We start from the raw sequence: 23,300 nt of genomic DNA on the forward strand, positions 1-23,300 counted from the left end.
ATCAACCCGGCATGAAGTGCAGTTTCACCGCCACCAGCACACCGCTGGCATTGAGGCTGCCCTTGATCTCGACCTTGGCGCCATTGGCCAGCTTGCCGGCATTGCCGTCGATGAAGACGAGGCCGCTGCCGCTGGCATCGACCTTCTGGCCCGCGACGCTGAAGCTGCTCGGGCTGAGGTAGTCGCTGATCAGGCCGGCCAGGTAGAGATAGCTATTGCCCGCACTGTCTTTCTCGGGCTTTTCGATCTCTATGCTCAGCGCCGTCAGCACCGGCTTGCCGTCGACCTGCGTCAGGCTGGCCTTCACATTCACCCGCGCACCATTGACCAGATCGGCCAGGCTGCTGCCGCTGGGCTGGACGCTGGTGTTGGGGCCGATCAGCACGGCGTTGCTGCCGACCGAGAAGCCGCCGGCACTGACGTTGAAGGCAATGCCCGAGAAGCCCACCGTCCGGCTCGTGTCGGGCTTGCTCTTGGGCGCGCTCGCCTGCAGGCTGCCGAGGGTGAAGACATTGCTGCTGGCGTCGTAGCTGCCCTCTACGCTGACCGTCATGCCATTGGCCAGGGTCGCCAGCGTCAGGCCGCCTTCAAAGCTGAATTTGCTGCTGTCGTTCCACTGCACCGTCACGCCCAGCACGGTGAGCTTTTTGGCCGCCAGGTCCAGATTGCTGATGGCGCCTTGCAGCTTGGCCGGCTTGTTGGCCGGCGGCGCCTGCACCTCGATGGTCTTGGCCTTGACGCCGCTGGCCGTCAGCTGGCCGCTGACCTTGAGCCAGGTGCCCACGGCGATATCGCTGGCCTGGCCCTTGCTGAAGGCGGCGCTGCTGCCGTCCACCGCCGTGCCGCGCAGGCTGAAGTTGGCCAGCGAGACATAGTCGGTGACCTGGCCGATCAGCAAGGCCTGGATGGCCGTGTCGGTCTTGAAGACCCTCAGACTGCTGGCCTTCAGCACGCCGGCCGTGATGGCGCCCTGGGCAAAGGCCTGGGCCCCATTGGCCACATCGGCGGCCACCGTGCCCTCTTTCAGCGTGGCGGTGCTGGCGTCCACCAGCACATCGCCGATGCGGAAGGCGGCCAGGGACTGGAAGTCGCTGACCAGGCCGCCGACGCTGAAGTCCTTGCTATCGCTCTGCTTCTTGGCCTTGACCTCCACCACGGTGGCCGTCAGGACGCCGCTGACTGGCGCCGTGACAGACACCAGGCTGACCAGCTTGCCGTTTTCGATCGCCGCGCCGGCGGGCAGGATCTTGGCCTGGCTGTAGTCGACCATGACGCTGCTATTGCCCGTCAGGCCAAAGCGTTTGGCCGTGCTGTCGAGGTTTTGCACCGCGCCGCTGAGGCGGAACAATTCGCTGCCGTCCTTGAGCCGGCGTTCGATCCGGCTGGCGCTGATGCTGCCGTCGCTGGCGACCGAGCCCGCGACCTTGATCAAATCGCCCAGCGCCAGCTGCGACAGGCTGCTGAAGCCCTCAAACACCGTGGGCATTTGCCCGCCGCTGACGATCTTGATGGTCTGGCCGAACACCGTCAGCGTGCCCGCCGCCGTGTTGATATTGGCCAGGGTGCCCACCAAGGCGAAGTTGACCGCCAGGTTCTGCAGCACACCGTCCTTCAGATCGGCCTGCACCCGCATGCCGGTGCGCAAATCACCGAGGCTGGCGGCGCTGCTGGATTCGGGGTTGTTGGCGAAAGCGACCTTGACCCCGCTATCGTCATAGCGCTGGCCGTCGATGATGACGCTGCCAAAGCCGGTGATCGTGCCCTCCACCAGGCTGGCCGCCGAGGCGGCGGGTGCGGCCGGTGCGGCCGGTGGGGGCGGGGTAGCGGCGGGCTCGCTGCTGGCCGGGCTGCCGCCGCCACCGCCGCCGCAAGCGACCAGGATGCCGGTGCTGAGGGCGGCCAGCGCTGGTCGCCAGGACGAGCGGGGCCAGAAAGAAGAGGACTTGCTCAAGATATTCATGGAAATGGACCCTTTGCTGCAATGGGGGACTGCTCTTGCAGAGCCTTCGGTCGAGCGCACCGGGCCTGGCCGGGGGGAGGATGGCCTGCCTGGTTGGCCATTTTTTGCCATTTGGGCGCTCTGCGTCCAATGTAGTGACGGCGCATTTCTACGGCCTGGCTTTTTGTGTCTGATCCTTGCGGCGGTCCGTGAAAAAAGTCACGAGCCGGGTGGCGGCCGAATGAACGGCTTTTTCTGAGTTCTGAACGGCGGCGCGCTCAAGAAGGGCGCCAGCATCGGTAAAATCCCGGGTTTTCCTTTTGAGCCGGGGCGTGAGCCCACGGCTTGGACGCTCTTCCTTGCAAACACCTGCGCTGCCCAGCAGCGCGCCAACCCAGCTCCGGGACCCCATGGCCAATCACAAGCATCTGCTTTCCTTCGAGGGCGGCAACGCTCTGTCAGCGTTTCGCGCCCAGGCCTTGCTGCCGCAATTGCAGGCCATCAACGAACGCGTCAGCGCTGTCCATGCCCGCCATGTGCACTGGGTCTGGAGCGATGCGGCCCTGGGTGAGGAAGAGGGCGCCAAGCTGGCCGCCTTGCTGAACTACGGCGATGCCTACGTGGGTGGCCAGGACGGCGGCCTGGTCGTCGTGGCCCCGCGCCTGGGCACGGTCAGCCCCTGGGCCTCCAAGGCCACCGACATCGCCCACAACTGCGGGCTGAACATCCACCGGGTGGAGCGCGTGACCGAGTACCGCATCCAGCTCAAGCCCGGCCTGCTGGGCGGCGTCAAGACGCTGAGCCCGGCCGAGCTGAGCGCCTGCGCCGATCTGCTGCACGACCGCATGACCGAAAGCGTGCTGCTGGCCCGCGAGGACGCCCAACACCTGTTCGACGAAAAAGCCGCCCAGGCGCTGGAGCATGTGGACGTGCTGGGCCGGGGCCGCGCGGCTCTGGAAGCCGCCAACAAGACCTTCGGCCTGGCCTTGTCGGTGGACGAGATCGACTATCTGGAAAACGCCTTCAAGACCCTGCAGCGCAACCCCAGCGATGTGGAGCTGATGATGTTTGCCCAGGCCAACTCCGAGCATTGCCGCCACAAGATCTTCAATGCCAAGTTCACGGTCGACGGGGTGGATCAGCCGCTGAGCCTGTTCGGCATGATTCGCAACACCGAGCGCTTAAGCCCCCAGCACACCGTCAAGGCCTATTCCGACAACGCCTCGGTGATGCAAGGCCATGCGATCGAGCGCTGGATGCCGGCCGGTGACCGCCGCGCCCCGCGCTACGAGGCGCGCGAGGAGCTGGCCCATGTCTTGATGAAGGTCGAGACCCACAATCACCCGACCGCCATCTCGCCTTACCCCGGTGCCTCCACCGGCGCCGGCGGCGAGATCCGCGACGAGGGCGCCACCGGCCGCGGCTCCAAGCCCAAGGCCGGGCTGACCGGCTTCTCGGTCTCCAATCTGCACCTGCCGGGCTTGAGCGAGCCCTGGGAGCAAAACCCCGTCGGCAAGCCCAGCCATATCGCCAGCGCCTTGCAAATCATGATCGAAGGCCCGCTCGGTGGTGCGGCCTTCAATAACGAGTTCGGCCGGCCCAATCTGAACGGCTACTTCCGCGTTTACGAGCAGATGGTGGACGGCGTGCAACGCGGCTACCACAAGCCCATCATGATCGCCGGCGGCCTGGGCGCCATCCGCGACGATCAGACGCAGAAGATCGAGTTCCCCGCCGGCTCCCTGCTGGTGCAGCTGGGCGGGCCCGGCATGCGCATCGGCATGGGTGGCAGCGCGGCCAGCTCGATGGCGGCCGGCACCAACACGGCCGATCTGGACTTCGACTCGGTGCAGCGCGGTAACCCCGAAATCGAGCGGCGCGTGCAAGAGGTGATCAACCATTGCTGGGGCCTGGGTGAGAAGAATCCCATCCTGGCCATCCACGATGTGGGCGCCGGCGGCATCTCCAACGCCTTCCCCGAGCTGGTCAACGACGCCCATCGCGGCGCGGTCTTCGATCTGCGCCAGGTGCCGCTGGAAGAGAGCGGCATGGCGCCCAAGGAAATCTGGTGCAACGAGAGCCAGGAGCGCTATGTGCTGGCCATCTCGCCCGACAGCCTGGCCCTGTTCCAGAGCATGTGCGAGCGCGAGCGCTGCCCCTTTGCCGTGGTCGGCGTCACCACCGAGCAACGTGAGCTGGTGCTGGAAGACGGCCCCGGCGGCCAGCGCGCCGTCGATATGCCCATGGACGTGCTGCTGGGCAAGCCGCCCAAGATGCACCGCGAGGTCGCCCGCCTGGCCCGCGACGCCGGCAAGCTGGACCTGAGCGGCGTCGGCCTGGACAAGGTCGCCTTCGACGTGCTGCGCCACCCCACGGTGGCCTCCAAGCGCTTTTTGATCAGCATCGGCGACCGCACGGTGGGCGGCTTGAACAGCCGCGACCAGATGGTCGGCCCCTGGCAGGTGCCGGTGGCCGATTGCGCCGTCACCCTGGCCGACTTCAAGGGCTTTGCCGGTGAGGCCATGAGCATGGGCGAGCGCACGCCGCTGGCCGCCGTCAACGGCCCGGCCTCGGGCCGCATGGCCGTGGCCGAGGCCATCACCAATTTGCTGGCCGCGCCCATCGAGCTGCCGCGCGTCAAGCTCAGCGCCAACTGGATGGCGGCCTGCGGCGAGGCCGGCGAGGACGCCGCCCTGTTCGACACCGTGCATGCCGTGGGCATGGAGCTATGCCCCGCACTGGGCGTCTCCATCCCGGTGGGCAAGGATTCGCTCTCCATGCGCACCCGCTGGACGAATGAGGCCGGCCAGGAGCGCCAAGTCACAGCCCCCGTCTCGCTGATCATCACCGCCTTCGCATCGATTGCCGATGTGCGCGGCACGCTGACGCCCCAGCTGCGCAGCGACGCTGGCGAGAGCAGCCTGATCCTGGTCGATCTGGGCCAGGGCCAGCAGCGCATGGGCGGCTCCATCCTGGCCCAGGCCCTGAACCAGTTTGGCGGCGCCGTGCCCGATCTGGACGATGCCGCCCTGCTGAAGAATCTGGTTAATGCCGTCAACGCCTTGCGCGCCGAGGGCAAGCTCCTGGCCTACCACGACCGTGGTGACGGCGGCCTCTGGGCCACCGCCTGCGAGATGGCTTTTGCCGGCCACCAGGGTGTGAGCCTGAATGTGGACATGCTGGTCACCGAGGCCGAGGGCCTGGCCGATGTGGGCGACGCCAAGAACTGGGCCGGCCAGGTGGCGGCCCGCCGTGAGGAGCTGACGCTCAAGGCCTTGTTCAGCGAGGAGCTGGGCGCCGTCCTGCAAGTGCGCCAGAGCGATCGCGACGCCGTGCTGCAAACCCTGCGCGAGCATGGCCTGGCCAAATGCAGCCATGTGGTGGGCAAGCCCAATACCACGGCGACGATGGAAGTCTGGCGCGACGCCAAGAAGGTCTTCGCCGCGCCGCTGGAGGCCTTGCACAAGAGCTGGGACGAGGTGTCCTGGCGCATCGCCAGCCTGCGCGACAACCCGGCCTGCGCCCAGAGCGAGCACGAGCAGGTCGGCCTGGCGGCCGACCCCGGCCGCCATGTGCATCTCAGCTTCGACGCGCAAGAGGATGTGGCCGCGCCCTTCCTCAATCTGGGCGCCAAACCCAAGCTGGCCATTCTGCGCGAGCAGGGCGTCAACTCCCATGTGGAGATGAGTTATGCCATGGCCAAGGCGGGCTTTGACACCTACGACGTGCACATGAGCGATCTGCAGTCCGGTGCCACCAGCCTGGCCGAGTTCAAGGGCTTTGTGGCCTGCGGCGGCTTCAGCTATGGCGACACCCTGGGCGCCGGCGAGGGCTGGGCCCGCTCCGTCATGTTCAACCCGGTGCTGGCCGAGCAGTTCAAGGCCTTCTTCGCCCGCCAAGACAGCTTCGCCCTGGGTGTCTGCAATGGTTGCCAGATGATGGCGGCGCTGTCGCCCATCATCCCCGGCGCGCAGGACTGGCCCAAGTTCACCCGCAACAAGAGCGAGCAGTTCGAGGCTAGGTTGGCCATGGTCGAGGTGCTGGAAAGCCCCAGCCTGTTCTTCCAGGGCATGGCCGGTTCGCGCCTGCCCATCGCCGTGGCCCATGGCGAGGGTTACGCCGACTTCTCGCAGCGCGGCGACGCCACCAAGGTGGCCCGCGCCATGCGCTATGTGGACCACAGCGGCCGGCCCACCGAGACCTATCCGCTCAACCCCAATGGCAGCCCGGACGGCCTGACCTCGGTGACCACGGCCGATGGCCGCTTCACCGTGCTGATGCCGCACCCGGAGCGCGTGTTCCGTAACCTGCAGCTGAGCTGGACTTCTGGCGACGCGAGCGCGCTGAGCCCGTGGATGCGCATGTTCCGCAACGCCCGCAAGTGGGTGGGCTGAAACGAAACGGAGCCCCTCGCCCAATCTCGCCCCGCTGAACGCGGGCGAGCCCGGTCGGTCTTGCAGACCGCGCTGCGGCCAAGGCCGCAGCCCTTCGGCAGGCACATCGCGCCCACTGGGCGCAATGTGTCCGGCCTCAGCCCCCGGGGGGGCGGCGATGCTTGGCGGATCGACCGCCAAGTACATCGCCAATTCGGGCCGGCTTGGGAGCGGCCCGGCGCTCGGCCCGAAATACCAGGGTGTGCCGCTACCTCTTTTGCATTCAGGGCAGGGGCGGCGGCAAAGGGGGCGCCGGCGCATGGGCTTGCGCCGGCAAGGCCGTGGGCGCCACATAGGGCAGGCGGAAGATGAACTCCGCGCCCTGGCCGGGTTCGCTCTTCAGTTCCACCTGGCCGCCCAGGATGCCGGTGCTGATGTTGTAGACGATATTGAGCCCCAGGCCCGTGCCGCCGCGGCCCATCTTGGTGGTGAAGAAGGGGTCGAAGGCGCGGCGCCTCACCTCGGCCCGCATGCCCTGGCCGTTATCGCTGACGCTCAGTTCGAAGTAGTGCTCGTCCACCGGCCAGGCGCGCAGGCGGATCAAGGCCTCGGCCGCGGTATCGCCGGCCGGTTCGGGAAAGGCGTGCAGCAAGGCATTCATCAGCAGATTGGTGATGAGCTGGCCCAGCGGGCCGGGGTAGCCGTCGATGGGGCGGGGCAGCTGGATGTCTTCCAGCGTGCGCACCCGGCTCTTGCGCAGGCTGGGGCGCAGCACGCTGAGCACATCGGCCACCACATCGCCGAGCTTGAAGACGCGCCGCTGGGCGCTGGTCTGGTCCACCGAGACTTGCTTGAAATGCGCCACCAGCTCATTGGCCGTGCCCATGCTGCTGAGCAGGATGCTGCAGGCGCTGCGGCCGTCGTCCAGAAAACGTGTCAGCTCGCTGCGCCGCATCTGGCCGCCGTCAAAGCTGCGGCGCAGCTCCCGCATGCGCTCGTCCAGGGTGGAGGCGGTGGTCAGGCAATTGCCCAGCGGGGTGTTGAGCTCGTGGGCCACGCCGGCCACCAGGGAGCCCAGGGCCGCCATCTTCTCGGAGCGCAGCAAATCGTCCTGCGCGCTGCGCAGGTGTTGCAGGGCGTCGCTGAGTTCATGGGTGCGGCGGGCCACGCGCTGTTCCAGCTCGGCATTGAGCGTACCCAGCGCGGTCTGCGAGTCCCGCAGCGCCTGCTCGGCCAGTTTGGCGGCGGTGATATTGCGGCCAATGCCACGGTAGCCGCAAAAGCGCCCCTCCTTGTCAAACACGGGTGCGCCCGAGATGCTGATATGCCGCACGCTGCCCTCGGGCGTGAGCTGGGCGTACTCAAAGTCACGGAAGCTTTCGTGCCGCTCCAGCATCGCGATATGGCGGGCCCAATCGGTGCCGGGCAGGAGCGAGGGGGATTCCCAGCGCTTGTGGTTCAGGATATTGGGCGAGGGCACTTGGGTGGCTTCCTCGGCAATGCGCGAGATGAAGGTGAAGCGCAGCTCTTCGTCCTGCTCCCAGACCCAGTCGGTGGCCATGGCGGTGAGGCTGCGAAAGCGCAGCTGGGTCTCCTCCAGCTCGGCCTGGGTGCGCTGGCCGTCCCTGAGCTGACTGGACAGGGCCAGATTGCGCTGCTGCAGCTGGCGCCGGCGGTAGACCAGCAAGGCCACCAGGGCGCTGATGGCTAGGCTGGCCAGCATGCCCACGCCCATCTCCAGGCTGACCCAGCTGGGCAGGGCGCGCGGGGCTTGAATCGGCCGGGCACTCAGCAACCAACGGGCGCCGGGCAGATCCAGCGCCAGATTGATGCTGCCGGCCGCCAGCGCCGGCGGAGGGCTCTGCCCATCCTGGGCCCAGATCAGCGGCCCGGGCAGCAATTGCTCGGGGGCGGCATCCACCGGCGGGGTTTGCAGCTCGTAGAGCGTCAGATGCAGATCGGCCTGCTGGTTCAGGCCGGCTGCGTCCATAAAGGCCTGCAGATCGGCCACGACCGAGACCGAGCCCCAGTAGCGGGCGGCTTGCTCGCCCTGCGAGACGAAGACCGGGCTGCGTTGAATCAGGCCGGTGCCGCCCTGGCGCAGGGCCAGCGGGCCCGACATCTGCGGCTGGCCCAGGCGGCGGGCTTTTTCGATCTGGCGGTATTGCTCGGGCAGCTGGCGCAGGTCCAGATTCAGCAGAGCCTGATTGCCGTCCAGGGGGTAGATGAAGCGCAGCACATCGTCCGGTGCCGCGCCGATGGAGCGCACATGCGGCAGCAAGGGCAGGGCCTGGGCCGCCAGGGCGTTGAAGCGCGCCTCGCTGATGTGGCCGTCCAGCTCGATCATGGCGACCAGATTGGCGGTCGGGGTGAAGGTGGCACGGCCCAGGGCTTCCACCCGCTCCCGCAGGTTCATCAGCTCGCCCTGCACACGGGCCCGCTCGTTGGCCTGGCGTTCCTGGTCATGCGACCTGGCCAGGCCCAGCACCAGGCTGCTACTCAGCAAGGCGGTCAGCAGCGCGGGCCAGTAGGCCGCCACGCGCAGCAGCCGGATATGGCGGGTGGGGGTGCCAGCGGGCGTTTGTTCGCTGCTACTCATCAAGGTCTTGCCGACTTCCCTGGACTCACAGACTTCACGGTAACACAGGGGGCTTGGCCGCAGCGGCCCGGCCCGCAGGCTGAAGGCAAAAATCAGTCAGAACTACCCAGCGTGAGGGCCTGCTTGCGGGTCTGGCCGGCGTTCCACAGCGTCAGCGTGATGCGCTCGCCCACCTGGCGCTGCTCCAGCCGGTTCAGCATATCGTCCAGGTCGGCCACCGGCTCGCCGTTGATGGCGGTGATCACATCGCCCTGGATCAGGCGCCCGTCGCGGCCACGGCCGAACACCTGCAAGCCGGCCTGGGCCGCCGGGCTGCCGGGGCTGATGCGTACCAGGGCCACGCCGGGCGGCAGCTTGAGGGCCTGGTTGACATTGGCCGCTGCCGCCGTCACGCCCAGGCTGGGGCGGATGATGCGGCCGTCGCGGATCAGGCGCGGCACCACGCGGTTGACCTCGTCCACCGGAATCGCGAAACCGATGCCCGCGCTGGCGCCGCTGGGGCTGTAGATGGAGGTGTTGACACCGATCAGGCGGCCGGCCGAGTCCAGCAGCGGGCCGCCGGAGTTGCCGGGGTTGATGGCCGCATCGGTCTGGATGGCGCCGCGTATGCTGCGCCGGGTCACCGACTCGATCTCGCGGTTCAGCGCGCTGACGATGCCGGTGGTCAGCGTCTGGTCCAGGCCAAAGGGGTTGCCGATGGCGTAGACCGCCTGGCCCACCTGCAGATCGGCGCTGCTGCCGATGGCGATGGCCGTGAGCTTGGCCTTGGGTGCGTCGATGCGCAGCACGGCCAGATCGCGGTCGGGGAAGACGCCCACCAGCTTGGCCGGGTAGCTGCTCTGGTCGGATAGCGTCACCGTGGCCGCATTGGCGCCCTGGATGACGTGGAAATTGGTCACCACATGGCCGCCCTCGTCCCAGATAAAGCCCGAGCCCGTGCCCGCCGGCTGCTCGGTGATATTCATCGAGAAAAAGTCGCGGCTGCGCGCCAGCGTGGTGATGTGCACCACCGAGGGCGAGACCTTTTTGAACACCTTGATATGGGTTTGCTCGGCCGGCTCCAGCGGTCCGCGCGGCTGCACCGCTCGCGGCTCGGCCTGGGGCTTGCTTTGCACCGCCGTGGGCCAGAACCCGCTGCCGGCCAGGGCCAGCAGGAGGCTGGCGGACAGGGCCAGGGGCAGCAAGGTCTTGAGTTTGGTGTTCGGCATGGCGTGAGACTGCGGTCAAGGAAAAAAGTTGGGCTTAGACTGCCGCCAGTTCATTCCTGTGCAAGCAAGGCCAAGCCATTGAGTTCCCCGATTTTGCCCATTCCTCAAGCAGCCCGGCAGGCGCGGCTGGACGCCTTGCGTGGCGCGGCCGTGGTCTGGATGGCCGGTTTCCATTTCGCCTTCGATTTGAATCATTTCGGCTGGATACGGCAGGACTTCTACCGCGACCCGGTCTGGACCGGCCAGCGCACCGTCATCGTCAGCCTGTTCCTGCTCTGCGCCGGCATGGGCCAGGCCCTGGCCCTGCAGCAAGGCCTGAGCTGGCCGCGCTTCTGGCGCCGCTGGGCCCAGGTGGCGGGTTGTGCCCTGGCCGTGTCGCTGGGCTCCTGGCTGATGTATCCGCGCAGCTTCATCAGCTTCGGGGTCCTGCACGGCATGGCGGTGATGCTGCTGGTCCTGCGCCTGGCCGGGCCGCGGCTGTCCAATCGATGGGTGCTGGTGCTCGGCGCCGTGGCCTTGCTTTTGCCCTGCTTGTTGGCCCATCCCTGGTTCGACTCCCGCTGGACCAACTGGTTAGGCCTGGTGACCCGCAAGCCCGTCACCGAGGACTATGTGCCCCTGCTGCCCTGGCTGGGTGTGATGCTTTGGGGCTTTGCGCTGGCGCGCTGGCTGCTGGCCAGCCGGCCTGGCGTTCTGGCCGGTGGTTTGCCCCGGTTCTTGCATCCGCTGGCTGTTTTGGGCCGATGGTCGCTGAGTTTTTACATGCTCCACCAACCGGTTTTGATCGGACTTCTCACGCTAGCCGCTACGATGCGCGCATGAGTTCCAACAAAATCCTTTTCGGCTTCCATGCCGTGACCGTGCGCCTGAAGACGCACCCGGCCTCGATCAGCGAGATCCATGTCGACGCCAGCCGGCGCGACCAGCGCATGAAGCAGTTCATCGAACGCGTCAAATCCTCCGGCACCAAGCTGGTGGAAAGCGACGACGATCGCCTGGCCAAGATCGCCGGCTCCACCCGCCACCAGGGTGTGGTGGCGCGTGTGCAGGCCGTGGCCCTGCCGCATAACTTCGACGACGTGATGGAGAACATCCAGGGCATGCCCATGCTGCTGGTGCTGGACGGCGTCACCGATCCGCACAATCTCGGCGCCTGCCTGCGGGTGGCCGATGGCGCCGGCGCGCAAGCCGTGTTCGCCCCCAAAGACCATGCCGTGGGCCTGAACGCCACGGTGGCCAAGGTGGCCAGCGGCGCGGCCGAGACCGTGCCCTATGTGATGGTGACCAATCTGGCGCGCACGCTGAACGAGCTGAAGGAGTTCGACGTCTGGGTGGTGGGCACCTCCGACCAGGCCGAGAAATCCATTTACGACCTGGACCTGAACCGCCCCGTGGCCCTGGTGCTGGGCGCCGAGGGTGACGGCCTGCGCCAGCTGACCGCCAAGACCTGCGATGAGCTGGTGCGCATCCCCATGGCCGGCGCGGTGGAAAGCCTGAACGTCTCGGTGGCGGCAGGTGTCTGTCTGTTCGAGGTGGCGCGCCAGCGTGCCGCCGCTGTCGCCAAACAAGGAGCCTGAACATGCCCGTCATCGAAGTCCAGCACCCGCTGGTCAAACACAAGATCGGCCTGATGCGCGAGGCCGATATCTCGACCAAGAAGTTCCGCGAGCTGACCGGTGAGGTGGCGCGTTTGCTGGCCTATGAGGCGACGGCCGATTTCCCGCTGGAGAAGACCACGATTGACTGCTGGAGTGGCCCCACCGAGGTGGACCAGATCGCCGGCCGCAAGGTCACGGTGGTGCCGATTCTGCGTGCCGGTCTGGGCATGCTGGACGGCGTGCTGGACATGGTGCCTAACGCCAAGATCAGCGTGGTCGGCCTGGCCCGCGACCATGAAACCCTGCAGCCGGTGCATTATTTCGAGCGCTTTGTCGGCCAGCTCGACGAGCGCACGGCCCTGATCGTCGACCCCATGCTGGCCACCGGCGGATCGATGGTGGCGACGATTGATCTGCTCAAGCGCCGTGGCTGCAAAGACATCCGCGCCCTGGTGTTGGTGGCCGCGCCCGAAGGCGTCAAGGCCTTGAACGATGCCCACCCCGATGTGCGCTGCTGGACGGCCACCATCGACAGCCACCTCGACGAGCATGGCTACATCATCCCGGGGCTGGGGGATGCGGGGGACAAGATTTTTGGCACCAAGGAGGGTTAGTTCTCCGGGCTTGGAGGCATTACAATTTACGTGAAAGTAAGGAGTTCTGCCATGAGCGAATCGACCCTCACCGCCAAGGGGCAGACCACGGTGCCGGCTGAAATCCGGGCGCTGGTGGATGCCAAGCCGGGGACGCGCCTGGTCTGGTCGGTGATGCCTGACGGCACCATCGTCGTCCGGGCCAAGACCAAGTCCATCCTCGATATGGCCGGCATGCTCAAGGCTCCCAAGGGCAAGCGCGTTGCCGTCGAAGACATGAACCCCTGGCGCTGATGCCGGCGCTGGATACCAATGTCCTGGTGCGCTACCTCGTCCAGGACGATGCGGCGCAGTTTGCGGCAGCGAAGCGGCTGATCCGGCAAAGCGTGAGCGAAGGCCGGGCCTTGTTTGTGCCCGTGACCGTGGTGCTGGAACTCGAATGGGTGCTGCGTGCATGCTTCAAGTTCGGGCGGGAGGAGGTTTCGCTGACCCTGTCCAGCCTGTTCTCTGCCGCTGAACTCGGCATTGAGTCAGAGCGTGCTCTCGAAGTCGCGCTGCAACTGTTTCGAGACGGTTCAGCGGATTTTGCGGACTGCCTGCATATCGCCCTCGCTGCACAGGCCGGCGAGCTGCCTCTATGGACCTTCGACAAGGGCGCTGCCAAGATGGAAGGTGCCCGTCTGCTGGGCTGAGGATAAGTTCTAAACCCAGCCCAGCGCCCCCAGCGCGCCGCCCGCCAGCACCATCCAGACCAGGCTCAAACGGGTCTTGAGCGTGAGGGCCACCGTGGCGCTCATCAAGGCCAAGATGGCCCAGCGTTGCGCGGGTTCGCGCAGATAGGGCTCGGCCAGCAGCCAGCCGGTGGCGATCAGCAGCCCCAGGGTGATGGGCGCCACGCCGGCCTTGAAGGCGCGCACGCCCAGGCTGGCCTGATTGCGCTGGGCCCAGCGGGTGGCGGCCAGCACCAGGGTGGTGGAGGGCAGCATGATGCCGGCCATGGCCGCGCAGGCGCCGGCCCAGCCGGCGATATTCCAGCCCAGCACGGCCACGAACAGGATGTTGGGCCCCGGCGCGGCCTGGGCCAGGGCGATGGAGCTGGTGAACTGGGTGTCGCTGAGCCAATGCCGCTCGCCGACCAGATAGCGGTGCATCTCCGGCGCCGTGGTGATGGCCCCGCCGATGGACAGCAGGGACAGCGTCAGAAAATGCAGAAACAGCGGCCATAGCTCGACCATCAGCGCAGCCTCCGCCAGGCCGCCCACATGCCTAGCGGCCCCAGCAGCGCCAGCACCCAGGGCAGGGGCAGGCGCAGCCAGGCGATGGCCAGCAGCGTCAGAACAGCCAGCAGCCAGGCCATGGCCCGGCCCATGGGGTTGGTTTGCAGCGTCGGGATGAGCTTGAAGCCGGTGGCCAGGATCAGGCCGGCCGACACCACGCCCATGCCGCGCAGGGCCTGGCCCACCACCGGGTGGCCGGCCATCTGGCCATAGGCGGCCGCCATGCTCAGCACGATGAGGGAGGGCAGCAGCAACATGCCGGCCAGGGCGGTGAAGGCGCCCCGCACGCCAAAGAAGCGGTCGCCAATCATCAGCGAGAGATTGACCACATTGGGCCCGGGCAGCACCTGGGCCACGGCCAGGGCCTCGACGAATTCCTCCGGCGTCAGCCAGCGCAGGCGCTCCACCAACTCACGCTGGGCCACGGCCAGCACGCCGCCAAAGCCTTGCAAGGCCAGGCGGTTGAAGGCCCAGTACAGCGCCCACAGCGAGGCGGGGCGGGGCGGGGACGGTGTTGGGGTGGCGGCCGTCAACGCAAGACCTTCAAGGCCTCGGGGTTGACGATATGGCTGGGCTCACCTCGGATATAGCTCAGCACATTGTCAAAGGCCGCGTTGAGGTAGAGCTCATAACTGTCTTGCTCCACATAGCCCAGATGCGGGGTGCAGACGGCGTTTTCCATGCGCAGCAAGGGGTGGCCTTGCAGCACGGGCTCGGTCTCGAAGACGTCGATGGCGGCCATGCCGGGGCGGCCCCGGTTCAGGGCCGAGACCAGGGCGCCCTCGCTGATCAGTTCGGCCCGTGAGGTGTTGACGAAGAGGGCGGTGGGCTTCATGCGGGCCAGGTCCTCGGGCGTCACCAGGGCGGTGGTGGCTTCGCACAGGCGCAGATGCAGGCTCAGCACATCGCTGCTGGCAAAGAATTCCTCGCGGCTGCTGGCTGCGGTATAGCCATCGGCCGTGGCGCGCAGGCGCGAGGCCTCGCTGCCCCAGACCAGCACCTGCATGCCAAAGGCCTTGCCATAGCCCGCCACCAACTGGCCGATGCGGCCATAACCCCACAGGCCCAGGGTCTTGCCCCTGAGCACCATGCCGAGGCCGAAATTGGACGGCATGGAGGCCGATTTGAGGCCCGACTGCTGCCAGGCCCCATGCTTGAGATTGCCGATGTACTGGGGCAGGCGGCGCATGGCGGCCATGATCAGGGCCCAGGTCAGCTCGGCCGGCGCGGCCGGCGAGCCTATGCCCTCGGCCACGGCAATGCCTAAGCGGGTGCAGGCCTCGACGTCGATATGGCTGCCGACCCGGCCGGTCTGGGCGATCAGCTTGAGCTTGGGCAGTTTTTCCAGCAGCTGGCGGGGGAAGGCCGTGCGTTCGCGTATCAGCACCAGCACCTCGGCGTCCCGCAGGCGCACCGACAACTGGCCTATGCCCTTGACGGTGTTGGTGAATACCTTGGCATTGAGATGCTCAAGCTTGGCGGCGCAACGGAGCTTGCGGACCGCATCCTGATAGTCGTCGAGGATGGTGATATTCATGGTGTGCCGAGCATTTTGCCCTGATCTGCAGGGCGGCTCGGCCGGGGACGCAAAAAGCGGCGCGCTATCGCTTCAGCCCGGGGTGTTTGCCGCCAGTGGCTTGCCCACCGGGTAGACGCTGGCCAGGGCGTGGCGAATGGCGGCCGCGTGGCCGCGGCCCGGCTCCTCGGGCAGGGCGGCCAACACTTGGGCCCGCAGCAGCCACAGCTCGATGGGCTCGCTGGACTGGCGGATGCGGCGCTGCAACTCCTGGCCGGTTTCGCCCGGGATGTCGGCGGCGGCGCGCAGGAACACCAGCTTGAGGGTCACAAAACCCTGTCTGGCCAGGTTGCGGCCACGCCTTTCCTCCGGCCGCCTGGCACTGGCATAGCCCCAGGGGGGCGGGAATGTGGGAATCTCGCGCAGGGTCAGCAGCATGGTGGTTCAGTGGCCGCTGCTGGCGCGGCCGGGCTTGGCCAGGGCCGCAGGGGCGCAGATGAAGAGGAGGTTGAGCTGCTGCAAGCGGCGCTCGGCCTCCTGCTGCGAGAAGGCGCGGGCCACCTCGGTGTAAAGCCAGGTGCGCAGATGCCAGAGATCGCGCAGGCTGCGGCTGCGCTGCACACTGCGCCGCAACTCGTCGATGCTGTCGCCGCTGAGGCCTTGCATGCTGGCCTGGAACTGGGCCCGTGCCGCCGCCAGATTGTTCTGCAGGCCCGGATTGCGCGCCGGGACGGGCTTGCCGGCCCAGGGGTCGGCATCACCGGGCATCCAGCGCAGCAGGCTTTGCCACAGCGTGTCGGCCGCCGCGCCGCGGGGCGGCGGGTAGCTGGAGCTGCGGCTTTGCAAAGAGGGCGGCAAGGTCGATGCCGCGCCGCGCGGCGAGTGGCCAGTCAGAGCTCCGCGAGTCCTGGCCCAACGAGTCAGAATTGCATTCAGCATTTGTTGCTCTACTTGTTGTCGGCCGCCTTGCGGCCCCGTCCCCCTCCAGAGGGCATGAAGGGATTCTCGGCAGGCGATCTGGCAACTGAAGTGCGAAATTGAGCGGCAGATTGCTAGCATTTTTCGCAGTCTTGGATGGGTCGCCCTGGTGTCGAGAAATGCTGGTTAATCCCGCGGCTAATCAGCCGATAAGCAAGGAGGGTGGCTTCTAACATCCAGCAAGCCTTCTGCCATCCCTTTGCCGGGATCGTCTTGCCATGGACTTTCCAACTTTGAACGCTCAGATGCCCCACGCCGCAGACTCACAGATGGCGAGTTTGCTGCGCCTGGCCGGCAGCGGCGAAATGGCTTTTGAAGCCCTGATCCAACATGCCAGCCTGCTGGAGCGCGCTGGCCTGGCCGAGGCCGCCGCCCTGCTGTACCAGACCTGGCTGATGCATAGCAAATCGGCCTATCTGCATGTGGCCTGTTACAACTGGGGCGCCTTGCTGGGCGGGCTGAACAAGCACAAGGAGGCCGAGCATGCCTACCGCCTGGCGCTGAGCCTGACGCCGGGCTTTGCCCAGGCCAAGCTCAATCTGGGCCATCAGCTGGAACACCAGGGCCGCATAGACGAGGCCCTGGCCGAATGGCTGGCCGTGGCCGACGCGGCCCAGCCGCCGTCCCTGGGCCAGAGCGGCCTGGAGCTGCGCCTGCACGGCCTCAACAACGCCGCCCGCATGCTGGAGACGGCCAAGCGCTATGCCGAGTCGCAGGCCTTGATGCAGCGCAGCCTGGCGCTGAACCCGGCCCAGGGCGATGTGATCCAGCACTACATCCACATCCGTCAGAAGCAATGCGACTGGCCCATCTATCAAACGGTGGGCGAGGTGACGCAAAACCAGTTGCTGGTCAACACTTCCTTGCTGGCCACGCTCAGCGCCACCGACGACCCGGCCGTGCAATTGCTGGTGGCCCAGCGCTTCGTCAACGAGAAGGTGCAGGCCCAGGCCCACAAGGGCGCACCCCTGCATGCTGAAGCCCCCGCACGCCAGGCCCGCCAGGGCCGCATCAAGATCGGTTATCTCTCGGGTGATCTGTGCATGCATGCCGTCGGCCTCTTGACTGCCGAGTTATTCGAGCTGCATGACAAGGCCCGCTTCGAGACCTACGCTTTTTGCTGGAGCCGCGAGGATGGTAGCCCCTTGCGGGCGCGCATCCTGCAGGCCATGGACCACCATGTGCGCCTCAAGGGCGTGGACGACCACACGGCGGCCCGCCTGATCGCCGAGGCCGGCATCGACATCCTGGTCGATCTGCAAGGCCTGACCAGCGGCGCCCGCCCCAATATCCTGACCTACCGCGCCGCGCCCATCCAGGTCAGCTATCTGGGCTTGCCGGCCACCTCAGCCGTGCCGGGGGTGGACTGGATGCTGGCGGACCGCTTTGTGATGCCGCCCGAATATCTGCCCTATTGCAGCGAAAAACCCATCTACCTGCCGCATTGCTACCAGGTCAGCGACCGCCAGCGCGTGGCCGGCGCCATGCCGACGCGGCAGGCTTGCGGCCTGCCGGAAGAAGGCTTTGTCTTCTGCTCCTTCAACAACAACCACAAGTTCAGCGAAGAGATGTTTGCCAGCTGGATGCGGGTGCTGGTGCAGGTGCCCGGCAGCGTGCTGTGGCTGCTGGCGGACAACGAGTGGGCGCAGGCCAATATGCTGCGCGTGGCGGCCGCACATGGTGTGGAGGCCGGGCGTTTGGTGTTTGCGCCGCGCGCCTTGCCGCCCGACTACCTGGCCCGTTTTGCGCTGGCCGATCTCTTCCTCGACACCTTCCCCTACAACGCCGGCACCACGGCCAGCGACTGCTTGTGGATGGGCACGCCCATCCTGACCCGGGCCGGGCGCAGCTATATCTCGCGCATGGCCGGCAGCTTGCTGAGCGCCGTGGGCCTGCCGGACCTGATTACCCACAGCCTGGCCGAGTACGAGCGCCTGGCCGTGCAGATCGGCCGCAACCCGGCCCGGGCTGCCTCTTACAAACGCTATCTGGCCGAGCAGGGGCGTGGGTCCGCCCTGTTTGACATGCCGGCCATCGTCAAGGCCATGGAGAGCGAGTTCGAGCGCCTGGCCATGGCACAGCGGGCCAGGGATGCGGTTTGATGGTTGATTTTTGACACGGGGCTGGCGTGCAATCACGACGGGATTCATTTTTTGGTGACGAGGCGCCCAGCGCCGGCCCCACCCTGCGCCTGGCCACTGCGCCCGAGCCGGTGGACCAGGCCGCGCCGGCGGCGGACGAGCCCGCTCTGGGCGACCCCTTGCTGCAGGCCCTGGCCTGGCTGACCCGCCACCATGGGCGGGCGCGCTCGACCGAGTCGCTGTGCGCCGGCATGCCGGTGGAAGGGGTTTTGTCGCCCGACCAGGCCTTGCGGGTGATGCGCGAGGCCGGCTACAACGCCGGCCTGCTGCGCAAACCCATCGACGAGATCAACCCCCTGTTATTCCCCGTTGTGCTGCTGCTCAAGGGCGGCGACGCCTGCGTGCTGGTGCGCCGCAAGGCCGGCGAGGGCGCTGGGCTGCACAGTTACGAGGTGGTGTTCCCGGGGGCGGATGCGAATGTCTGCCTGGCCACGACTGCCGAGCTGGAGGCGGAGTTCAGCGGCTTTGTGTTGCTGGCCACCCTGCCCGAGGCGGCCCAGGCCGGCAGCAGCGAGAGCCGCGCCGAACCCCTGCTGCGGGCGGAGGGCAGCCACTGGCTGTGGGGCACGCTCAAGCGCTTCATTCCCTATTACCGCGCGGCCATGGTGGCGGCCCTGCTGAGCAATGTCTTGATGATGGTGTCGGGTCTGGTCACCATGGTGATCTACGACAAGGTCATTCCCAACCAGAGCTTTGTGACGCTGTGGACCCTGGCCATCGGCGCCACCCTGGCCTTGCTGTTCGACCTGTTTGCCCGGCAATTGCGCGCCCACCTGATCGACATCGCCGGCCGCAAGGCCGACCTCATCATCGGCGCCAAGCTGTTCCGCCAGACCCTGGGCGTGCGCATGGAGCACAAGCCCGCTTCGGCCGGCTCCTACGCCCACACCCTGGCCCAGGTCGAGGTGGTGCGCGACTTCTTTGCCTCGGCCAGCATGTCGGTGGCCTCGGATCTGCCCTTCATCGTGCTCTTCGTGGCCATGGCCTTCATCGTCGGCGGGCCGCTGGGCTGGGTGCTGGTATTGGCCATTCCGCTGATCCTGGGCCTGAGCTGGGCCATGCAGGGCCAGATGCGCCGGGCCGTGCGCGCCAATATGGGCGAGATGGCCGATCTGCAGGGCACGCTGGTGGAGGCGGTGGAGGGGCTGGAGGACTTGAAGACCTCGGGCGCCGAAGGCCGCTTCCTGCGCCGCTACGAGGCCAGCAGCGCGATGGCGGCCGAGTCCGGCATGCGCACCCGCAGCCTGCACAGCTGGAGCAGCAATATTTCTTCCACCCTGCAGCAGGCCATCACGCTGGTGATGCTGGTCTGGGGGGTGTATCTGATCGAGGCCGGCCAGGTCACGGCCGGTTCGCTGATCGGCGCGGTGATGTTTGCCGGCCGGGCCATTGCGCCGCTGGGCAGCGTCGTCAGCCTGGCCTCGCGCTACCAGGGTGCGCGCGCGGCGCTGCTCTCGCTCAACGAGCTGATGGCCAAGCCCACCGAACGCACGGCGGATCGCAACTATGTGCCGCTCAAGAACGTCAGCGGCGGCATGGCCTTGCTGGATGTGGGCTTTGCCTATCCCACGCAAGGCGGGGCGGCCGCGCCCAAGGTCTTGCGGGGCGTGAACCTGCGCCTGCGGGCGGGCGAGCGCGTGGCCGTGCTGGGCCGCATCGGCAGCGGCAAGTCCACGGTGCTGCGTCTGCTGGCCGGCCTCTACCAGCCCACCGAGGGCATGGTGGAGGTGGACGGCATCGACCTGCGCCAGGTGGACCCGGCCGAGTTCCGCGCCCGCGTGGGCTTTGTCTCGCAAGAGCCGCGGCTCTTCCACGGCACGCTCCGAGACAACGTCTTGATGGGGCGGGCCCATGTGGACGCGGCCCGCCTGGTCGATGTGGCCCGGCTGACCGGCCTGGACCGGGTGATTGCCAACCACCCGCTGGGCTGGGATTTGCCGGTGGGCGAGATGGGGGCCTTGCTCTCCGGCGGCCAGCGGCAGCTGGTGGCGCTGGCGCGCAGCCTGGTCACCAAGCCGCAAGTGCTGCTGATGGACGAGCCCACCAGCTCCATGGACGCGCAGTCCGAGGTGGCGTTTCTGCGTCAATTGCGCGACGCAGCCGGTGATTGCACGCTGGTGATGGTGACGCACCGGCCGGCCGTGCTGGAGCTGGTGCAGCGCATCGCCGTGATGGACAGCGGCCGTCTGGTGATGGACGGCCCGCGCGACCAGGTGCTGGCCGCCTTGTCGGGCGTGCGTCCGGCACCTGCATCGAATCAAGCGGCTAACTCCGAATCCAATCTGCACATGCATCCATCCTCCCAGCCTGTGCAAAGACAGGCCTCGGTATGAGCGCGGGCCAAACCGTGCGCGACGAAGGCATGTTCATGAGCGCCCTGGCGGCCGCCCAGGTGGACGAACCCCTGCCGCGCGTGACCTGGGTGCTCTACCTGCTGCTGGCCGCCCTGGTGGTGGCGGTGGTCTGGGCCGGGCTGGCCCAGGTCGATCAGGTCAGCCGCAGCGAGGGCCGCATCGTGCCGGACGGGCGCGAGCAAGTCATCGCCAGCGCCGAGGTGGGCATCTTGCGCGAACTGCTGGTGCGCGAGGGCGAGCAGGTCAGCCAGGGCCAGGTGCTGGCGCGGCTGGACCCGACCCGGGTGGAGGCGCAGCAGAACGAGGGCCAGGTCAAGCGCCTGGCCTTGCTGGCCGGCATCGCCCGGCTGACGGCCGAGTCCCTGGGCAAGCCCATGCAGACGCCGCCCGAGCTGCGGGAGCATGAGGATTTGATGGCGACCGAGCGTGAGGCCTTCGAGGCCCGCCAGCGCCTGCTGGACGAGGGCGTGGCCAGCATCGGTCGCAGCGCCGCCCTGCTGGGGCGTGAACTCAAGATGGCCCAGACCATGGCGGCCAAGGGCTTGCTGTCCGATGTGGAGGTGATGCGCCTGACCCGCCAGGTCAACGAGCTGCAATTGCAGCGCAGCGAGCGCATCGCCCGCTTCCGCCAGGAGGCCAGTTCGGAGTTGGTCAAGCTGCGTAACGAGTTGGCCCAGCAGCAGGAGCAGATGGTGGTGCGCCAGGACGCGCTGACCCGCACGGTGCTCAGCTCGCCGGTGCGCGGCCTGGTCAAGAACATCCGCGCCAACACCCTGGGCGGCGTCATCACCACCGGCGCTCCCATCATGGAGATCGTGCCGCTGACCGATGCGGTGCTGGTGGAGACGCGCATCAAGCCCTCTGAAGTGGGTTATCTGCACGTGGGCCAGACTGCCCGCATCAAGCTGGGCGGCTTTGACTACAACGTCTTCGGCGGCCTGAGCGGCAAGGTCGAATACATCAGCCCCGACGCCCTGGGCGAGGCGGATGCCAAGAGCGGTGAGGGCCGCTACTACCGCGCCCTGATCCGCGCCGAGGGCAACACCTTGCGCTACCAGGGCAAGGCGCTGCAAGTCATTCCTGGCATGTCGGCCTCGGTGGAGATCCGGACCGGCGAGCGCTCGGTGCTGAGCTTTTTGCTGCGCCCCATGCTGAAGAGCCGGGAGGCTTTGCAGGAGCGTTGAGCGGGGCAATTGGGCCGGTTTGTGGCCTTTTGTTTGGCGCTTGCCAGGCCTCGCGCTGTGATGAAGTAGAGGGCATGAAATCCCCTCTCACTCATTGGCCGCAGCGTGCCCTGGGCATGGCGATGGTTCTGGCCCAGGGCCTGGCCGGGGCGGCACCCGGCAAGCTGCCCGCAGCCCCCGCAGCCCCCGCAGCGGCCGTTGCGCCCGCGCCCGTCGATGCCGAAACCCTGCCCGTGCCCGGCAGCTGCGGCGAGGGCGACAAGCTGCCCCCCGCAGCCCTGGCCCAGCTGCGCGCCCTGGAGCCCGGCACGGCCGACCCCAGGCAGCAATTGCAGGAGCTGGCGCAGCAGGCCTTGCAGCGCAGCCAGGCCCTGGGCGCGGCGAATTTGCTGGCGCAGGCGGCGCGTGCGGATTGGGAGGAGGCCAAGGCGGCCCGCCTGCCCCAGCTCAATCTGGGCGGCAGCCTGGTCCACGCGGGCAGCAAGACTCAGGACTACCCCTTGCAAAGCGGCCCCAAGGCCAGCGTCAACCTGAGCGTCAGCGCGCCCATCTTCGACGCCGGCCGCAACGTCCAACTGGCCAACTGGCGCGCCCAACTGGCCGAGGGCGCGCGCTTAGGGCTGCTCAGCACCGAGCAGCAACTGGTGTTGCAGACCGTCTCCCTGTCCATGGACCGAGGCCGTTATCAGTTGCAGGCCAAGGTTTATGTGCAGTATGTGGGCAAGATGCGCTGCCTGGTCGAGGCCCTGGGCACCATCGTCAAGGCCGACCGCGGCCGTGCCAGCGAATTGGTGCAGGCGCAAAAGACCCAGCAGCAGGCCGAGCTGGCCCTGCTGCAGACGCTCAGCACGCTGCGCCAGGTGGAAGGGCGCTTGCGCCGCCTGGTGGGGGATGATTTGCCGCCCGGTGCCAGCTATGGCGCACTGCTGACCCAGGTGCCCGAATTGAGCGAGATGCAGCGGGACGCCGAGCAGGCGCCCGACATCGTCGCGCTGGACGCCCAGGCCCGGGCCCAAAGCAGTTATGCCGCCTCGGTGGCGGCGGCCTACAAGCCCCAGGTCAGCCTGCTGCTGGGCAGCACGGCCAGCGCCATCCACCAGGCCGGTGATACCCGGCGCAGCGGCGAGTGGGTGGCGGGGGTGAGCCTGAACATGCCGCTGTACAACGCGGGTTCGGACCACAGCATTTCTGCCGCCCGCCTGCGCTCCGAGGCGGCCCGTTTGCAGCGCGACGAGCAGTTGGAAGTGCGCCGCTACCGCATGCTGGACATGCATGAGGCGGCCACCTCCTCCTTCGAGCGAGCCCGGCTCATCGTCGAGACCCTGCGCAATAGCGAGCGTGTGCGTGCCTCGACCCTGCAGCAATGGGCCCAGCTGGGCCGGCGTTCGCTGTTCGACGTGATGGGGGCCGAGGCCGACTACTATTCGCTGCGGGTCGCCCAGGTCAATGCCCTGGTCGATGGCCAGCAGTCGGTGGCCTTGCTGTGGTCCCTGGGCCGTGGCGTATTGACACCTTTGCAGTGATGAATCAAGGACAGTCA

18 protein-coding genes are annotated in these 23,300 nt (G+C 67.4%); 10 read left to right on the plus strand and 8 right to left on the minus strand.

Annotated features, from left to right (window positions below; all coding sequences use genetic code 11):
* Position 1: 1 nt before the first annotated feature.
* Complete coding sequence (locus HNP55_RS12830; protein WP_184299897.1) at positions 2-1,960, minus strand: DUF5666 domain-containing protein; 1,959 nt, start codon at positions 1,958-1,960, stop codon at positions 2-4.
* A gap of 389 nt (positions 1,961-2,349) precedes the next feature.
* On the opposite strand from HNP55_RS12830, the gene purL reads away from it, so the two are divergent.
* Positions 2,350-6,333, plus strand: a complete 3,984-nt coding sequence (gene purL / locus HNP55_RS12835) for a phosphoribosylformylglycinamidine synthase (RefSeq protein ID WP_184299899.1) — start codon at positions 2,350-2,352, stop codon at positions 6,331-6,333.
* A gap of 262 nt (positions 6,334-6,595) precedes the next feature.
* Here the strand turns inward: purL and HNP55_RS12840 are convergent, their stop codons facing one another.
* Together HNP55_RS12840 and HNP55_RS12845 are read right to left on the minus strand one after the other, a co-directional pair.
* Positions 6,596-8,911, minus strand: a complete 2,316-nt coding sequence (locus HNP55_RS12840; RefSeq protein ID WP_184299901.1) for an ATP-binding protein — start codon at positions 8,909-8,911, stop codon at positions 6,596-6,598.
* 92 nt (positions 8,912-9,003) lie between these two features.
* Entirely contained in the window at positions 9,004-10,119 is a 1,116-nt protein-coding gene (locus tag HNP55_RS12845) for a S1C family serine protease (protein ID WP_184299903.1), read from the minus strand.
* 78 nt (positions 10,120-10,197) lie between these two features.
* Here HNP55_RS12845 and HNP55_RS12850 point away from each other — a divergent pair, with 78 nt between their 5' ends.
* The 5 genes from HNP55_RS12850 to HNP55_RS12870 are packed head-to-tail and all read left to right on the plus strand — an operon-like array spanning position 10,198 to position 13,002.
* The gene (locus HNP55_RS12850) at positions 10,198-10,941 is read left to right on the plus strand and encodes a DUF1624 domain-containing protein (protein WP_221439619.1); all 744 of its coding nucleotides are present in this window, start codon (positions 10,198-10,200) and stop codon (positions 10,939-10,941) included.
* Positions 10,938-11,696, plus strand: coding sequence for a 23S rRNA (guanosine(2251)-2'-O)-methyltransferase RlmB (gene rlmB / locus HNP55_RS12855; RefSeq protein ID WP_184299905.1), 759 nt, complete (start codon positions 10,938-10,940; stop codon positions 11,694-11,696). The genes HNP55_RS12850 and rlmB overlap by 4 nt, the downstream gene beginning before the upstream one ends.
* Positions 11,697-11,698: 2 nt before the next feature.
* Positions 11,699-12,331, plus strand: a complete 633-nt coding sequence (gene upp / locus HNP55_RS12860) for a uracil phosphoribosyltransferase (RefSeq protein ID WP_184299908.1) — start codon at positions 11,699-11,701, stop codon at positions 12,329-12,331.
* 51 nt (positions 12,332-12,382) lie between these two features.
* Positions 12,383-12,604 carry an AbrB/MazE/SpoVT family DNA-binding domain-containing protein gene (locus HNP55_RS12865; RefSeq protein WP_184299910.1) on the plus strand — a complete coding sequence of 74 codons (222 nt, stop codon included), beginning with the start codon at positions 12,383-12,385 and terminating at the stop codon, positions 12,602-12,604.
* A complete protein-coding gene (locus tag HNP55_RS12870; RefSeq protein WP_184299912.1) occupies positions 12,604-13,002 on the plus strand; it encodes a PIN domain-containing protein in 399 nt (132 codons plus the stop codon). The genes HNP55_RS12865 and HNP55_RS12870 overlap by 1 nt, the downstream gene beginning before the upstream one ends.
* A gap of 9 nt (positions 13,003-13,011) precedes the next feature.
* Here HNP55_RS12870 and HNP55_RS12875 read toward each other — a convergent pair whose 3' ends face one another.
* From HNP55_RS12875 to HNP55_RS12895, 5 genes are all read right to left on the minus strand, one after another.
* A complete protein-coding gene (locus HNP55_RS12875) occupies positions 13,012-13,545 on the minus strand; it encodes a chromate transporter (protein ID WP_184299914.1) in 534 nt (177 codons plus the stop codon).
* Positions 13,545-14,120, minus strand: a complete 576-nt coding sequence (locus HNP55_RS12880) for a chromate transporter (RefSeq protein ID WP_184299916.1) — start codon at positions 14,118-14,120, stop codon at positions 13,545-13,547. Before HNP55_RS12880 ends, HNP55_RS12875 begins: the two co-directional genes overlap by 1 nt.
* The gene (locus tag HNP55_RS12885; RefSeq protein ID WP_184299918.1) at positions 14,117-15,124 is read right to left on the minus strand and encodes a D-2-hydroxyacid dehydrogenase family protein; all 1,008 of its coding nucleotides are present in this window, start codon (positions 15,122-15,124) and stop codon (positions 14,117-14,119) included. Before HNP55_RS12885 ends, HNP55_RS12880 begins: the two co-directional genes overlap by 4 nt.
* 72 nt (positions 15,125-15,196) lie before the next feature.
* Positions 15,197-15,541, minus strand: a complete 345-nt coding sequence (locus HNP55_RS12890) for a hypothetical protein (protein ID WP_184299920.1) — start codon at positions 15,539-15,541, stop codon at positions 15,197-15,199.
* A 6-nt stretch (positions 15,542-15,547) separates the two neighbouring features.
* Positions 15,548-16,042: a hypothetical protein gene (locus HNP55_RS12895; RefSeq protein WP_184299922.1), complete on the minus strand. Its 495-nt coding sequence runs from the start codon at positions 16,040-16,042 to the stop codon at positions 15,548-15,550.
* Between the two features lie 308 nt (positions 16,043-16,350).
* Here HNP55_RS12895 and HNP55_RS12900 point away from each other — a divergent pair, with 308 nt between their 5' ends.
* The 4 genes from HNP55_RS12900 to HNP55_RS12915 all read left to right on the plus strand — a co-directional run bounded on the left by HNP55_RS12900 (position 16,351) and on the right by HNP55_RS12915 (position 23,283).
* Positions 16,351-18,183: an acetylglucosamine transferase gene (locus tag HNP55_RS12900; RefSeq protein ID WP_246448392.1), complete on the plus strand. Its 1,833-nt coding sequence runs from the start codon at positions 16,351-16,353 to the stop codon at positions 18,181-18,183.
* Between the two features lie 26 nt (positions 18,184-18,209).
* Positions 18,210-20,555, plus strand: a complete 2,346-nt coding sequence (locus HNP55_RS12905) for a type I secretion system permease/ATPase (protein ID WP_184299926.1) — start codon at positions 18,210-18,212, stop codon at positions 20,553-20,555.
* Positions 20,552-21,760 carry an HlyD family efflux transporter periplasmic adaptor subunit gene (locus tag HNP55_RS12910; protein WP_184299928.1) on the plus strand — a complete coding sequence of 403 codons (1,209 nt, stop codon included), beginning with the start codon at positions 20,552-20,554 and terminating at the stop codon, positions 21,758-21,760. Before HNP55_RS12905 ends, HNP55_RS12910 begins: the two co-directional genes overlap by 4 nt.
* A 74-nt stretch (positions 21,761-21,834) precedes the next feature.
* Positions 21,835-23,283: a TolC family protein gene (locus HNP55_RS12915; RefSeq protein ID WP_184299930.1), complete on the plus strand. Its 1,449-nt coding sequence runs from the start codon at positions 21,835-21,837 to the stop codon at positions 23,281-23,283.
* The last annotated feature ends 17 nt before the right edge of the window (positions 23,284-23,300 follow it).

The sequence above is a fragment of the Roseateles oligotrophus genome (assembly GCF_014204525.1).
In the GTDB taxonomy this organism is placed as follows: Bacteria; Pseudomonadota; Gammaproteobacteria; order Burkholderiales; family Burkholderiaceae_C; genus Paucibacter_A; species Paucibacter_A oligotrophus_A.

Excerpts from the sequence above, each read along its gene's own strand:
- HNP55_RS12830 (WP_184299897.1), bottom strand. The coding sequence starts at position 1,960 with ATGAATATCTTGAGCAAGTCCTCTTCTTTCTGGCCCCGCTCGTCCTGG.
- purL (WP_184299899.1), top strand. The coding sequence starts at position 2,350 with ATGGCCAATCACAAGCATCTGCTTTCCTTCGAGGGCGGCAACGCTCTG.
- HNP55_RS12840 (WP_184299901.1), bottom strand. The coding sequence starts at position 8,911 with ATGAGTAGCAGCGAACAAACGCCCGCTGGCACCCCCACCCGCCATATC.
- HNP55_RS12845 (WP_184299903.1), bottom strand. The coding sequence starts at position 10,119 with ATGCCGAACACCAAACTCAAGACCTTGCTGCCCCTGGCCCTGTCCGCC.
- rlmB (WP_184299905.1), top strand. The coding sequence starts at position 10,938 with ATGAGTTCCAACAAAATCCTTTTCGGCTTCCATGCCGTGACCGTGCGC.
- upp (WP_184299908.1), top strand. The coding sequence starts at position 11,699 with ATGCCCGTCATCGAAGTCCAGCACCCGCTGGTCAAACACAAGATCGGC.
- HNP55_RS12865 (WP_184299910.1), top strand. The coding sequence starts at position 12,383 with ATGAGCGAATCGACCCTCACCGCCAAGGGGCAGACCACGGTGCCGGCT.
- HNP55_RS12870 (WP_184299912.1), top strand. The coding sequence starts at position 12,604 with ATGCCGGCGCTGGATACCAATGTCCTGGTGCGCTACCTCGTCCAGGAC.
- HNP55_RS12875 (WP_184299914.1), bottom strand. The coding sequence starts at position 13,545 with ATGGTCGAGCTATGGCCGCTGTTTCTGCATTTTCTGACGCTGTCCCTG.
- HNP55_RS12885 (WP_184299918.1), bottom strand. The coding sequence starts at position 15,124 with ATGAATATCACCATCCTCGACGACTATCAGGATGCGGTCCGCAAGCTC.
- HNP55_RS12890 (WP_184299920.1), bottom strand. The coding sequence starts at position 15,541 with ATGCTGCTGACCCTGCGCGAGATTCCCACATTCCCGCCCCCCTGGGGC.
- HNP55_RS12895 (WP_184299922.1), bottom strand. The coding sequence starts at position 16,042 with ATGCTGAATGCAATTCTGACTCGTTGGGCCAGGACTCGCGGAGCTCTG.
- HNP55_RS12900 (WP_246448392.1), top strand. The coding sequence starts at position 16,351 with ATGGCGAGTTTGCTGCGCCTGGCCGGCAGCGGCGAAATGGCTTTTGAA.
- HNP55_RS12910 (WP_184299928.1), top strand. The coding sequence starts at position 20,552 with ATGAGCGCGGGCCAAACCGTGCGCGACGAAGGCATGTTCATGAGCGCC.
- HNP55_RS12915 (WP_184299930.1), top strand. The coding sequence starts at position 21,835 with ATGAAATCCCCTCTCACTCATTGGCCGCAGCGTGCCCTGGGCATGGCG.